Origin of the sequence: Salipiger bermudensis HTCC2601, assembly GCF_000153725.1 — a bacterium.
Taxonomy (GTDB): domain Bacteria; phylum Pseudomonadota; class Alphaproteobacteria; order Rhodobacterales; family Rhodobacteraceae; genus Salipiger; species Salipiger bermudensis.
The window spans coordinates 441470-455020 of record NZ_DS022277.1 but is presented as its reverse complement, the minus strand read 5'-3'; the positions used below and the strand labels follow the sequence as shown (position 1 = coordinate 455020).

The 13551-nt window shown below is 63.2% G+C and carries 10 protein-coding genes; 9 read left to right on the top strand and 1 reads right to left on the bottom strand.

What is annotated here, in order from left to right; translation table 11 throughout:
* Positions 1-7: 7 nt before the first annotated feature.
* The 9 genes from R2601_RS21145 (at position 8) to R2601_RS25675 (ending at position 9953) form a co-directional block, all read left to right on the top strand.
* Positions 8-1024: a glycosyltransferase family 2 protein gene (locus tag R2601_RS21145; protein WP_254656094.1), complete on the top strand. Its 1017-nt coding sequence runs from the start codon at positions 8-10 to the stop codon at positions 1022-1024.
* Positions 1021-1914, top strand: a complete 894-nt coding sequence (locus R2601_RS21140; RefSeq protein WP_007802570.1) for a glycosyltransferase family 2 protein — start codon at positions 1021-1023, stop codon at positions 1912-1914. Before R2601_RS21145 ends, R2601_RS21140 begins: the two co-directional genes overlap by 4 nt.
* Before the next feature lie 27 nt (positions 1915-1941).
* A complete protein-coding gene (locus tag R2601_RS21135) occupies positions 1942-2970 on the top strand; it encodes an acyltransferase family protein (RefSeq protein ID WP_083793994.1) in 1029 nt (342 codons plus the stop codon).
* Between the two features lie 25 nt (positions 2971-2995).
* Positions 2996-3835, top strand: coding sequence for a sulfotransferase family protein (locus tag R2601_RS21130; RefSeq protein WP_007802566.1), 840 nt, complete (start codon positions 2996-2998; stop codon positions 3833-3835).
* Positions 3836-4153: 318 nt separating this feature from the next.
* Positions 4154-4681 (top strand): calcium-binding protein, encoded by a 528-nt coding sequence (locus R2601_RS21125; RefSeq protein ID WP_007802564.1) that lies wholly within the window; start codon positions 4154-4156, stop codon positions 4679-4681.
* Positions 4682-4993: 312 nt separating this feature from the next.
* Positions 4994-5788, top strand: a complete 795-nt coding sequence (locus tag R2601_RS21120) for a sulfotransferase family 2 domain-containing protein (RefSeq protein WP_195903876.1) — start codon at positions 4994-4996, stop codon at positions 5786-5788.
* Positions 5789-5797: 9 nt separating this feature from the next.
* Positions 5798-7093, top strand: a complete 1296-nt coding sequence (locus R2601_RS21115; RefSeq protein ID WP_007802561.1) for an O-antigen ligase family protein — start codon at positions 5798-5800, stop codon at positions 7091-7093.
* A 92-nt stretch (positions 7094-7185) separates the two neighbouring features.
* Positions 7186-7965 carry a sulfotransferase gene (locus tag R2601_RS25680; protein ID WP_007802559.1) on the top strand — a complete coding sequence of 260 codons (780 nt, stop codon included), beginning with the start codon at positions 7186-7188 and terminating at the stop codon, positions 7963-7965.
* A 53-nt stretch (positions 7966-8018) separates the two neighbouring features.
* On the top strand, positions 8019-9953 hold the full coding sequence (locus R2601_RS25675; protein WP_007802557.1) for an acyltransferase family protein: 1935 nt from the start codon (positions 8019-8021) through the stop codon (positions 9951-9953).
* 71 nt (positions 9954-10024) lie between these two features.
* Here R2601_RS25675 and R2601_RS21100 read toward each other — a convergent pair whose 3' ends face one another.
* The gene (locus R2601_RS21100) at positions 10025-13207 is read right to left on the bottom strand and encodes a family 16 glycosylhydrolase (RefSeq protein ID WP_007802555.1); all 3183 of its coding nucleotides are present in this window, start codon (positions 13205-13207) and stop codon (positions 10025-10027) included.
* Positions 13208-13551 lie beyond the last annotated feature (344 nt).

Below are 13551 nucleotides of genomic sequence, written 5' to 3'. Positions count from 1 at the left end.
GGAAGACATGCTCGACGCAACAGCGACACGGACAGGCGCCGACCCGGCGACCATCCTCGTCGCGATCCCCACGCTGAATGAGGCGACGCATATCGAGGCCACGCTCGACGCGCTGCATCGCGATCGGCCGGAGATGGCTGGCGTGAAGATCGTGGTCGCCGATGGCGGCAGCACCGACTCCACCCGCGCGATCGTCGCCGACTACGCGCAGCGCCGCCCCAACGTGGTCCTCATCGACAATCCCGCGCGGCTGCAATCGGCGGCGGTGAACCTCGTGGTCGAGCGCTGCGCGGAGCCGCAGCACGAGATCCTCGTGCGGGTCGACGCCCACTCGCGCTACCCCGACGGCTATGTGCTTGCCGTGGCGGACAGCCTTCTTGCCCGCGACGTGGCGGCCTTGGCGACGGTCATGGACACGATTGGCCTGAGCTGCGTGCAGAAGGGCGTGGCCTGGGCCAGTGACACCAAGCTCGGCTCCGGCGGCTCGGGGCATCGCGGCGGGGCCGTGTCGGGCTATGTCGATCACGGCCATCACGCCGGGTTCAGGCTAGACATCTGGCGCAGGACGGGAGGCTACGACACCGGTTTCGTCGCCAACGAGGATGCCGAGCTCGATCACCGCATCGGGCTGGCCGGGGGCAAGATCTGGCTCGATGCCGATATCCGCCTCGACTATCTCGCCCGCGACTCGCTGCGCAAGCTGGCCAGGCAATACTGGCGGTACGGGCTCGGGCGCGGTCAGAACGTGCTCAAGCACCGGCTGAAACCGCGGCTGCGGCAATTGATCCCGCCGGCGGTCACCGCGGTGAACCTGCTGTCGGTGCTGCTCTCGGTCGTGTTTCCGCCGATCCTGCTGCTGCCGGTGATCTACCTGCTCATGCTGGCGGCAACCGCGGTGAGCCTCGCGGTGAAACACCGCAGTGCCTGCGCGCTCTGGGCTGCGCCGGCGCTATTTCTCATGCACAATTGCTTTGGCGCCGGGTTTCTGACGCAGCTGATCCTCAGAGGGAGGGGGGCGAAGTGAACATCACGATCACCATCTGTACCTTCCGGCGCAGCCATATCGCCACCACGCTGCAGTCGCTTGAGGCGATGCAGCGCCCCGAGGGGTGCACCGTCTCCATCGTCGTCATCGACAACGACGACACGCCGTCGGCACAGGAGAGGGTGGACGGCACCGCCGCCGCGATGAGCCTGCCGGTGCGTTACGTGCACCAGCCGGGTGCCAACATCTCGATCGCGCGCAATGCCGGCCTTGACGCGGCGACGACCGAGTGGGTCGCCTTTCTCGACGATGACGAGGTGGTCGAGCCCGACTGGCTGGTCGAACTGGTCAAGCGTCAGCGCGAGACCGGGGCCGACGCGGTGTTCGGTCCGAGCTATGCGCGCTATGACGACGACGCGCCCGACTGGATCGTCCGGGGCGATTTCCATTCGCAGGTCGCGGCGCCGCGCGCCGGGGTGATCGAGACCGGGCACACCTGCAACGCCTTGCTGCGCTGGGGTGACGCGCCGTGGCGGGACGAGCGCTTCGCGCTCGAGCGTGGCAAATCCGGCGGCGAGGACACGGAGTTCTTCTTCCGGCTGCGCCAGTTCGGGGCACAGTATGCCATCGCCGACGGCGCCATCGTGCGCGAGGATGTCCCCGCGGCGCGGCTTTCGGTGAAATGGCTTCTGCGCCGACGCTTCCGGATCGGACAGAGCTACTCAGCCTCCGCCGACAGCATCCGGCAGCGCTTGGGGCTGTTCGGCTCTAGCTCGGTGAAGGCTGGATACTGCTTTCTTCGCGCCGGTTTTGCACTGGCGAACCCCGAGCGCCGGACGTTCTGGCTGATGCGGGGAACCATGCATGCCGGGATCTGCGCGGGCTGCCTGAAGCTGCCCGAGAAGAGCCTTTACGGGGTGCAGGGCTGATGACAGCGCGAGTGGGGAGTTGACGAGATGCTAGCTGGTTTGCAGTGCGGGCGTGCGGTCGCGGCAGTGATGGTCGCGATCTTTCATGCCAACGTTTTTCTTCTGCCGAGCAAGTTCTATGCCGGCGAGGGCGCAGGCGCGGCCTTCAACTTCGGTTATGCCGGGGTGGAGTTTTTCTTCGTGCTGTCCGGCTTCATCATGGTGCTGGTCCATCGCCGCGACTTTGGCCAGCCGAGCAAGGCGCTGGTCTTCATGCGCAAGCGGGTCGTGCGGATCTATCCTATCTACTGGCTTGTGATGGCCTTTCTTCTGGCAATCTATTTCGTGTCTCCCGGACGGGGGCCGGATCATGCACGTGATCCGCTGGCCATCCTCCAGTCGCTTCTCCTGATCCCGTCCGAGGACGGTCCGATCATGCAGGTTGCCTGGACGCTGCAGCACGAGATGCTGTTCTACATCATCTTTTCCGGGATCATCCTAAACCTCCGCATCGGGCGCATCGTGTTCGGTGCTTGGATGCTGGCCTGCGTTCTGGCGCTGCCTTGGTCTCACGACATGAGCTTCCCGCTCTCTTTCCTGCTCAAGCCGCACAACCTGCTGTTCCTCTTCGGGATCGTGGCGGCCTACGCCTATACGCATCTGTCGCGGTCATCGGCGCTGCTGGCATTCTGGACCGGGTGCGCCCTGTTTCTCGGCATCGGCCTCTCGGAAACCGTCCTTGGGGTGATGGGCCCCGAGAGCCTGCAGCCGCTGGGCTACGGGCTTGGCGCGTTGCTGATCGTGATCGGGCTGGCGCAGGGCGGGCTGCCGGCGCCACGCTGGCTGACGTTCATCGGCGATGCATCCTACGCCATCTATCTCGTGCATTTGCCGGTGATGAACATCGCAGCCGTCGGTTTGCTCGCCGCCGGGCTGCATCTTGTGCTGCCGCCGCTGGCGATGCTTGCGTTGATCACTGTGATCGTCACGGTCGCCGGAGCCCTCGTGCACGTCTTTGCGGAAAAGCCGCTGATGAAATATTTCAAGAACCGATCCCCCCGCCAGGCAGCCGCCTGAGGGCACCGAAGGGAGATACAGCCTCTTGTCGACCGACGCCAAACTGCTTCCCGACTTCATCATCATCGGTGCCATGAAATGTGGCACGACGACGCTCTATCGCTATCTCGCCCTGCATCCCGAGATCGACATGTCGCGGGACAAGGAGACCGACTTCTTCGTCGCCGAGAAGAACTGGGGCAAGGGCCTTGGCTGGTATTCCAACCAGTTCACCCATGCCGATCGCGTACGCGGCGAGGCGAGTCCGAATTACACGAAATGCAAGGATTTTCCCGGCGTCGCGCAACGCATCTCCGAGACCTGCCCGGATGTGAAGCTGATCTACATCGTGCGCGAACCGGTCTCCCGAGCGGAATCTCAGTTCCGGCACAGCTTCATCATGGAGGGGCTGGAGAGCGACCTGCAGGGCTTCGAGGACAGCCGCCAGTATGCGCATATCCTCGACTCGAGCCACTACGCGCGTCAGGTCGAGGAGTATCTGCGGTTCTTCCCGAAAGAGGCGTTCCTGTTTCTCGATTTCGACGAACTCCGGCGCGACCCTCAGGCCGTCATGAACAAGGTCACCGACCATGTCGGCGTGTCGCGGATGCAGATCGAGGATCTCGGTAAGCAGAACGACAGCGCCGAACTTTCGCGGGTGCCCGGTTTCGTGCTGCGGTTCGCGAGCAGCGCGCTCGGCCGACGCTTGGCGGGCCTGATGAGCCGGGATCTGCGCAACCGAATCCGCGGCGGGCTCGCGTTTCAGAAGGCGCGTGTGCCCCCCGGCTTTTCCGAAGATCTCAAGGTCCGGATGCAGAGTGACTTGGGCGACGACAGCGCGCGCTTTCGCGAGATTTCCGGATTGTCTCTGAGCGGCTGGCGCTGACGGCGGCTGCAGGCTCGTTCGCAGCCTGACGAGTGGGGAAGCAGTGATCCCCGTGAGGTCGAATCCGACGCCGATTTCACCTTGGGTGGCGTGGCGATCGAAATTTCTCCTATTGAGGGAAAGTGGGGCAAAAACTGGGCGGACTGTGTCTGATCTGGAATGCTTTCAAAATAGGCATGAGCACTTCAAGATATTGATAAGGTTGTATTAATTTAGTTCCATCAAGTTATTGTAAGTCGTCGCGGGTTTTTGATTGCGGCAAATTTGGGGCGGATGTATGCTCAAAATTGTTAATTGGTTCAAAAAAGGATGATTCCGATGAGCATTTTGTCTAACGGAAATGAGTCGATCATCGACTCGAACGGCGATACCTTCATCAATGGCGCAGGCGGCGACGACTTTATTAACGGCGCAGGCGGCGACGACTACATCAAGGGCGGCGTCGGTAACGACCGTCTGAAAGGTGGCTGGGGTGACGACGCCATGGCCGGCGGCGAGGGCAATGACACCCTTGCAGGCGGTGCAGGCAACGACACCCTCGGCGGTGGCGAAGGCGACGACGTGCTGAATGGCGGCACGGGCGACGACGTTCTCTACGGCGGTCCGGGCGACGACATCATGGTTGGTGCCGACGGCGCTGACACGTTCGCCTTCACCACGGTGTCCACCGGCACCACCAAGGTCGTGGATTTCGACATGGCCGAAGGCGACTCCGTGCGTCTCGAAGGCGGTGTTACCGCGACCGGCTACACCGAGACCTCGAACGGTATCCTTGTCGAGCTCGACAACGGCGGCTTCATCAACATGATTGGTGTGAGCGGAGCTGACTACGACGACATCTTCTGATTTCGAAGATCGTCAGGCCAAAATTTCGACACCCCCGGGTTTTCCGGGGGTGTTTTTTCATGTGATACGCCCTTCGCGTCCAGACCGCGGCCGATCCGTGCCTCGGGTGCTACAGTTGCACGGACTGTTTCCTTATTGGGCGAAATTTGCACATCATTTACGCGCAGTTATCCTGTAGAAGGAGCCCGCGCACGGTCGTCATGACAGCGCGGACATTTTGAGCATAGAAAAACCTGTGGCCCGAATTGGCGGGCACGCATCACAGGAACAGGAGAGCGGTATATGGCGCGCAAGGCTCCTTTCAGGGAACGCATGACCAGACGGTTGGCCATCGCCTCCGGTCGCGGACGACGTTCCTTTCCCGGCGCCGCGCCGAAACATCGCAGCGTCTACCTGCACCTTCCCAAATGTGGCGGGACCTCCCTGTCGGAAGCGATGTACGCCACGGTGCCGGTGAACCAGCGCATCGGCGTGATCGATGCGGTCTCAACCCGGCGGGCGCTTGCGATCGAGGCCTTCGACAAGGATGACGCCTTTCTCTGCCACGAGGATCTCGACACCGGGCAGATGGTCTTCGACCTGCGCGAAACCATGATGCTGCAGCACATGGCGTGGGACACCATGCTGATCCACGGCCATGTCTTCTGGTCCGACAAGGCCGAACGGCATTTCGGAGACACCTACAAATACGTCACCATGATGCGCGACCCGGTGGCGCGCACGGTCTCCAACTTCCGCATGGCGCAGCGCACCGGGGTCGTGGCCGGCGGTATGGAGGAGTATCTCGCCAGCGATGTCGCGAAGCGGCATGCCAGGGTCTTTCTGCGCTATCTCGCGAGCCGCAACGATATTCCCGACGCAGACCTTCCGGCGGCGATCGAGCTCGCCAAGGCCCGCGTGGAGAAATTCGCCCTGATCGGCTTCCTGGACGACATCGACAGTTTCTTCTCGCGCTACCGCGAGATCTTCGGGGTGTCGCTCCGGATGTCGCAGCTGAACTCGGCACCTGACCGCAAGCCCGACATTCCCCAAGCCGAGATGGAGGCCCTGCGCGCGCTCTGTGCCCCGGATCTCGAGATCTTTGAACACGCGCGCAGTCTGCGCTGAGCGACCGATATGGCGGCCACCGAGCAGATCACCTACGGCGCACCTGATGACACCCGCCCGGGAGAACAGCTCTGGGCGCTGATCGATTCGACCTTGCTGGTTCTGACCATCGCCGCCAGCTCCGACATGCTGGTCAAGCTCGGGCCGGTGCAGACCCTGAGCTGGCTGCTGTGCTACGGGCTGACCTTGCTGCGTATCGGGATGATCTTTCCGCAATTCTTGGCGCTTGCCGCTGGCAACAAGATCGTCTTCGTCTACCCGTTCATCTGCCTGTCCTCGGTGCTATGGTCGTCGGCCCCGTCCGAGAGCCTCGTGGGCGGTATCCAGCTGCTGATGACATGCATCATCGCGACCTTCCTCGGCTGGCGCTATTCGCTCACGCTGATCATCCGCGCGGTCGCTGTCATCCTCTCGGTGGCCGCGGCCCTGTCGCTGCTGCACTGGGCGACCGGGATTTTCCCGTGGCCGGCCTTCACCCGCGCTGGCGGTCTGGCGGGGATCTTCTCGCACAAGAGCATGCTTGGCCTGCGCGTGCTGATTGCCGCGCTGGCCATCCTCGCGCTGTGGCTGATGCCGACGCGGACCATTTCGCGGGTCTCGAAACGCTGGCTGCTGCTCGCCATGGCGATGGTGCTGATGTCGCTGGCGCTTTCGCAGTCGGCGACGGCGCTGCTTCTGCTGCCCGCAATGGCCTATGTGCTTTTCTTCCTGTGCCGGGATCGGACACCGCCGATGGTGGTCGTCCTGCTGTTCGTGGGGGCGATGGTGATCTTTGCCATCGCGCCGCTGGTGCTGACGGTGCTTGGCTACGATCCGGTGACCTTCGTGCTCAACGCCGTCGGCAAGGACGCGACGCTGACCGGCCGCACGGAAATCTGGGAGGTGGCCGGCGAGGTGATCGGCGAGCATCCCGTCCTTGGCGTCGGGTTCGGAGCGTTCTGGAAGGCCTCGGAATTTTCGGTCCTGCGCCTGGCGACGCAGCATGCCGGGGCCATCACGAGCAGCTCGTTCCACAATTTCGCGCTGGAGATCCTCGTCTCGACGGGGCCGCTGGGGCTGCTGGCGGTCGCCGGCTTGATCGGTGCCGGCCTTTACCGGCTCGCCGCCCTTCTGTCGCTCACCGGATCGGTGGCGGCGGCGATCGGAATCGTGCTGCTGCTCACCTTGGTCGCGACGTCGTTCCTCGGGCCGGCGCTTTATCGGGGCCACGACTTCGCAATGGTCATGGTCGTGATGCTCGTCGTCAGCGCCCGCGAGGACATGCGCACCGCCCGCGCCGCGCTCGGCAGGGGGCAGGCAGGCTGATTTACCCGTCCGCGCGGCTGCGCGGCCCGTGATCCGCACACCGCGGATCGGACTGAACACGATTTTTGAGACGGATTTGGAAGAAGGACAGGATGAGCATGGCATATCAGGGCGACTCCCTCATCAAGAAGGTCCTGCAGACCCCGTTCAAGGCGATCGGCTACAAGATCGTGCGGCTCAAGCCCTACGAAGAGCTTTCGACCCCGTCACGCGCGGACACCGGGTTCACGAAGCTGTTCTGCATCGGCTTCAACAAGACCGCGACGACGACCGTCGAGGCGGTGCTGCGCGAACACGGGTTCCGCCTGCCCAAGCAGGTCGATCAGGAGGTGCTGCTGCGCCCGGTGCTCGACTACAAGCGGCTCGATCTGCTGAAGGGCTTTGTCGAGGAATACGACGCGTTCCAGGATCTGCCGTTCTCGCAGAACCGGACCTATATCGCCTGCGATGCGATGTTTCCCGGCTCCAAGTTCATCCTGACGCTGCGCGACCCGGAGAAATGGGTCGAGAGCTACATCCGCTATTACCGCGACGAGTTCGAGGTCCCGGTCGAAGAGGCGCCGAGCGAGGTGATGTTTCGGGATCGCAACCTGTATCTCGAAAAGGGTTACGTCTACGACGTGCTGCGCCGGCTGCTGACCGTCTACGAAGACGGCAAGAGCGTCACGCGCTGGGATCTCGCCTTTGATCGCGACTTCCTGAAGGAGATCTACACCCGTCGCAACGCCGAGATCATCTCGTACTTCGACAGCCGCCCGGATGATCTTCTGGTGATCGACCCGACCTCGGAGCCGGACACTGGGCGGCTGCTGGCCTTCCTCGGCATCACCGGCACCGAGCCCGGACCGTTTCCCAAGCTCAACGCGCGCTGATCCCTCATGCTTGCCGCCCGCCGCCCCCAGACAAGACGAGAGATAGGTCTCAGATGAAACTCGGATATCGCCCGGAAATCGATGGCATGCGCGCGATCGCGGTCAGCGCGGTCATTCTCTATCACCTCAAGATCCCTTTCGGCGATGGAAGCCTTCTTGCCGGCGGCTATCTCGGGGTGGACCTGTTCTTCGTTCTATCCGGCTATCTCATCACCAAGATCATCCTGATCGAGTTTGACGAGGCGGACCGTTTTGACGTGGTGCAGTTCTACTGGCGACGTGCCCGGCGCATCCTGCCACCGCTGCTTCTGGTGATGCTGGCGACGATCCCGGTCGCGTGGGCGATCCTGTTGCCGACCGAGATGGAGCGCTTTGCCAAGTCGCTGTTCGCGGCACTCGGTTTCTACAGCAATTTCTTCTGGTTCTTCGAGCTCAACGATTACGGCGCCCAGTCGGGTCTGCTGCAGCCCTTCCTGCACACCTGGAGCCTGGCCATCGAGGAGCAGTTCTATCTCGTGTTCCCGGTGGCGCTGCTGGTGCTCTACCGGTGGCTTGGTCGGCACCGCATCGGTGTGATCATTGTTGCGTTCATGATCCTGAGTTTCGTGATCTCGCAAGTGAGCACCGCATTTGTGCGCGAATTCTCGTTCTTCTCGCCGGCCAGCCGGGCGTGGGAAATGCTCGGCGGCTCGCTTCTGGCCTACATGTCGCTGCGCAACCCAGACGCTTTGCGCGGCTCGAAAGCCGCGCGGGTGATTCCGTCCCTCGCGCTGCTGACGCTGCTCGCGTCACTCTGGAGCCTCAAGCTCAGCGACATCTCGCATCCCGGCTACATGACCATCCCGGTCATCCTCGCGACCTGCGCGATGATCTGGTTCGCGGACCCGCGTGAGCCGGTAACGCGCCTGCTGTCGACGCGCCCCTTCGTTATGGTCGGCAAACTGTCCTATTCGCTGTATCTCTGGCATTTTCCGATCTTCGCCTTCGGGCGGCTCAATTCCATGGGCGAGGCGCCGGGACTCGAGATGCTGGTCTGGCTCGCGCTGACGATCCTGTTGTCGTGGCTCGGCTATCTTCTGGTCGAGAAACCGCTGCGGTTCCGTGCCTCGCCACGGCTCTTCGTATCGACCATGACGGCGTGTCTTGCCGCGGTTCTGGTGTTCTCGGCAACGACGCTGGTCCAGAACGGCTTTGCGAACCGGCTGGGCGATCTCGCTGCGATCTACGGTGACAACGATTACGACAACGAGGCGCTCAAGAACGCATCCTGGTCGGTTCTCGACGACATCGCCGGGGACGAGGTCGTGACGGCCGACAATGCGCATGGGCCATCCCGGTCCGAGGCCGAGAACCTGTGGTTCCGCGATTCCGACAAGACCCATGTGCTGATCCTTGGCAACTCGCACAGCAAGGACATGTTCAACGCGCTTTACCTCAACGGAGATCTGTTCCCCGATCACGAGTTTGCCCGGTTCGGCCTCGGGGACGACTTCCCGCAGAGCCAGATCGAGACGCTGCTGGCGTCGCCGAATTTCGAGGCCAGCGACCTGGTGCTGATCGCGCCGCGCTATACCGAGATCACCATGTCGCGCCTTGGCGCGCTGATCGACGCGATCGGCGGGGCGGGCAAGCGCGTGGCGCTGGTGGGAAACACCGTCGAGTACCGGCTCGAGAACGGGCTGCCGGTGTTCGACTGGTACGTGCGGCGCGAGCAGGCAACGCCGGACGCGGAGGTGGTCAACCACCTCGGGCACAACTATGAACTTGCCCGCGGCGAAGAGATCAACGCGTCGGTGCGCGCTGTCGCAGAGGAAAAGGGCGTGCCCTATCTTTCGCGCCGCGACCTGTTGTGCAGCGATGCCGAGGAAAGCTGTGCTCTGATGACGCCGGACGGGCGCAAGGCGCTCTATGACTACAGCCACTGGACGCTCGAGGGCGCCCGGCATTTCGGCGCCCTCGCGGCCGAGCGGAACTGGCTGTCCGACTAGCCCGTCCGGGGGGCCAAGCCCTCGTGGCCCCGGCCACCGGCGCCGAGGGGCGCACGGGGCAGGGGGCCCGCTCAGACCGAGAGCAACGCGTGATCGGCGGTCAGGATGAGGTCCCGATCGAGATCGAAGTCGGCGATGTCGACATTCCGCAGCCGGGCGAAGTTCACGATCAGCTTTGGGTCGTCGGTCATGGGGCCGTCACGGTCGACCGACAAAAGCAGGTCGTTGTTCTTCTCGCTAAGGATGAGATGGTCGCGGACGAAAATCTCGGCCAGCTCGCTCTGGCTCGCCCCCTCGACCTCGAGCGCCGCGACCAGCCCCGAAAGGTCGATCCTGTCCTCGCCCGGCAGGAAATCGATCACCGTGTCGGCGCCGAGAAACTCGTACTCCCAGGACGCGGCGTCGGGGGCATCCTCGCCACTCTCCTCGGCTGCGGTCACCGCGGCGTCATGGTCTCTCTGGCTCGCGCGGTTGCGGGCCACGACCTCCCAGTCGCGGGCATAGATGCTCGTCTGGAAGACGAACACGTCGGCATCGAGGCCGCCCTTCAGCTTGTCCATGCCGTGACCGCCATCGAGCGTGTCCTTGCCCGACGAGCCGTAGAGCTTGTCATTGTCGCGGCCGCCGTCGAGGACATCGTCGCCGGAATTGCCATTCAGGTAATCGTTTCCGGCCCCGCCATACACCAAGTCATTGCCGCCGCCGCCGACGGCGTAGTCCCGCCCGGCGCCGGCCAGCAGGATGTCATGCCCCGCGCCGCCCTCGAGACGGTCGTTGCCGTTCTCGGCAAAGATCAGATCGTCGCCCTTGCCGCCGCGCAGCTTGTCATCGCCGGTTCCGCCGAACATCCAGTCGTCGCCGTTGCGGCCCTCGATCACGTCATCGCCGCCGAGTCCGCTGAGAATGTCGCCGTGGCGGTTGCCGTAGATGCCATCGCCATCGGCGCCGCCGGTGATCCGCGAGGGCGCGTCCCCGGCCACGAGGTTGCCGTTCGCCTTTGGCGCGGACACCTCCTCGTAGTCGCCGGCCGGCTCCAGCTCTCCTGCGGCGACGTCGAAGGGGTCTTCGACGGGCAACGCGATATTACTTGCCAAGAGCTCCGACACGGTCACGTCCCGCAGCGTGATGCTGTTGTCCGCGTCGAACTCAAGAACGGCATCTCGGCCCTGCTGCTCGAACGCCGCAAGCGCCTCGGCCGCGGAGGCAAAGCCGGTGCCGAGAAGCGAGAGCGTGTCATCGCTGCCGAAGGAGAGGATGGTGTCGTGCCCGTCGCCGGCGCGGTAGCCCACAAGGTCCGCGCCGCCGCCTAGCTCGAGATGGTCATCCCCCAGTCCGCCGTAGAAGGTTGTGCCGAGCGCGTTGCCGGTCAGCCGGTTGCCAAGCGCATTGCCGTAGAGCGCCACGTCCACGGTATCGTCATAGAGCTTGGCATTCTCGAGATTGGCACCCAGCGTGTAGGCGTCGATGTCGAACAGGCTGTAGACCAGATTGCCGTTCGCATCCTCGGTCCTGTAGGTCTTGTTGAGCACCCTGTCGCGAACGAGGACCGTGTCCACGCCCTCATCGGCTTGCTCGCGGATATAGGTCGCGCCGTTCAGTTCGTAGGTGTCGTCTCCAAGCCCGCCTGCCAGCTCTTGGGCGCGCAGCACCGCGAGGGCGCCGGCATGCTGGATCTGCGCGCTGAGATAGTCCTCTCCGTCGGTTCCGAGGTAGGATTCCGCGGTGAGCTGGCGGATGCGCGACGCATAATCATGGCCCTTGCTCTGCGGTGCGACCACGCGCACCGATGCTTCGGTGATGCGGGCGATATCGGTGTTCTCGAAGATGATGGTCTGCGGCGCAAAGGGGTAGGCGCCGTTGATCAGCCATGCGTCGGTGCCGACTTGGGTCAGCGTCGCCAGCGCGGCGGCGCTGTCGGCGAAGTTGAAGCCTTCGAGCACGAGCGTGTCGCCTTCGCCCGGATCGAAGTCGGTGATGATCTTGTTGCCCTCGCCGTGGATCACGCGGAAGGTATCGGCGCCCGCGCCGCCGGTGAACTGGTCAAACCCGCTGCCGCCGTAGATGACGTTATCGAGCGCGTTTCCTGTCAGCACGTCGTCACCGGTCAGGTCGCGGCTCTGATGGCTGCCCGTGTCGGTCAGGGTGCGTGTCTGCGCCTCGTCTTGACCATAGATGTAGACATCCGCGGCATCCGGGACCGTCTCGTCATCCGGTTTCAGCGCATAGACCTTGATGTAGTCGACGTCGAGGCTGCTTTCGAAGGGGGCGTTGTCGTCGTCATCCGGGTTCCAGGCGAAGCTGCCGCCGAACTGGTTCCAGAGCACGAAATACATGTCGGTGGTGACATCATCAGGGGTCTGGGTCCGGAAGATCTCGTGCATGTTCGAGGAGTCGGTGCCGAACAGGAACGAGATGTGGTCCGGCGTCCACTCTATGCCGTAGGTGTAGAACTCTTCGTGGATGTCGACATCCTCGCCGGTGACCTCGTCGAGCTCCACCAGGCGCTTGTAGACGTATTTCTCGTTGTTGTCGGGATCGTGGAGCGCCTCTCCTGGCGAGGAGCGGGTCTCGTCCCAGCCGAACTTCTCAAGCATCGCCTGATTGGCGCTTCCCCACTGCTCGCCGTAGACGTTGGTGATATCGGTGGTGCTGTCATGCACCGCCTGATCAGCCTCTTCCCCGATGCCGTAGTCGTTGAAGAGCACGTTGGTCCAGATCGCATCGTCGATGCCCCGGCCATTGGTGCCGTCGTAGCGCCCCAGCGCTTCCATGTTGATTTCTGGCGGCCAGCCTTCGTGGGCGCTGGTGAGCCAGGGCGCCGAGAGATGCCCGGTGCCGGCGGGCATCTTCACGCGCACCTCGTAATATCCATAGCTCTCGGCCCAGCTTTGGTGCAGGCTCAGCATCCCGGTCAGATACTCTATGTCCGAGGCATTCTGCGCGCCGGCCATGACATATGGGCTCGCGTCGAGCACCGCCTGAATGTCGTCCTGCTTGGCCGGATCGATGCGCGAGACGTTGATGCTGAGGACGCCGTCCTCGACGGTGAAGGGATCGAGTCCGAGGTTGTTGCCCTCGGCATCGGTGAGGTCGGGATCACCAAACAGCGAGAACTTGCTGTTGTGGACCCGGTTGCCCTTTTCCATATCCGTGGACCAGAGGCCGCTGATCCCGTCGTGAAGGTTCAGATCCTCTTTCGCCCCGTCAAACTTTTCATCGACGATGAGCTTGTAGTTTTCGAAATTGACCGTCATGCGCGCCTGCCCCGCATTTTGTATGGCTGAACCTCCCTAACACAACCTTGAGCGATTTGACTCGAACCACAATGAACGCGACAGGTTCGCGGCCATGTGTTGCCGATGTTCGACGCATTCCTAGGCGAAGCGGCCGCATGTGATGGCACTGCGGAGGGTGCACGCCCTGGCATATCACTTTGATGTTATATGCTCGGAAAAGTTGTGTTTGCGTTCGCGCAGGCCGAATTCACGGCAGCGGACATCTGGGCCTGCTGCGCAACGCGGCTCGGGATCAGGGAGTTTTGCCTGTAAGGAGATAGGGCTGCGCCTCTGGCCGGTCGGCGAGGGTGCAGAGAAGGCGG

Excerpts from the sequence above, each read along its gene's own strand:
- R2601_RS21145 (WP_254656094.1), top strand. The coding sequence starts at position 8 with ATGCTCGACGCAACAGCGACACGGACAGGCGCCGACCCGGCGACCATC.
- R2601_RS21135 (WP_083793994.1), top strand. The coding sequence starts at position 1,942 with ATGCTAGCTGGTTTGCAGTGCGGGCGTGCGGTCGCGGCAGTGATGGTC.
- R2601_RS21125 (WP_007802564.1), top strand. The coding sequence starts at position 4,154 with ATGAGCATTTTGTCTAACGGAAATGAGTCGATCATCGACTCGAACGGC.
- R2601_RS21120 (WP_195903876.1), top strand. The coding sequence starts at position 4,994 with ATGACCAGACGGTTGGCCATCGCCTCCGGTCGCGGACGACGTTCCTTT.
- R2601_RS21115 (WP_007802561.1), top strand. The coding sequence starts at position 5,798 with ATGGCGGCCACCGAGCAGATCACCTACGGCGCACCTGATGACACCCGC.
- R2601_RS25680 (WP_007802559.1), top strand. The coding sequence starts at position 7,186 with ATGAGCATGGCATATCAGGGCGACTCCCTCATCAAGAAGGTCCTGCAG.
- R2601_RS25675 (WP_007802557.1), top strand. The coding sequence starts at position 8,019 with ATGAAACTCGGATATCGCCCGGAAATCGATGGCATGCGCGCGATCGCG.
- R2601_RS21100 (WP_007802555.1), bottom strand. The coding sequence starts at position 13,207 with ATGACGGTCAATTTCGAAAACTACAAGCTCATCGTCGATGAAAAGTTT.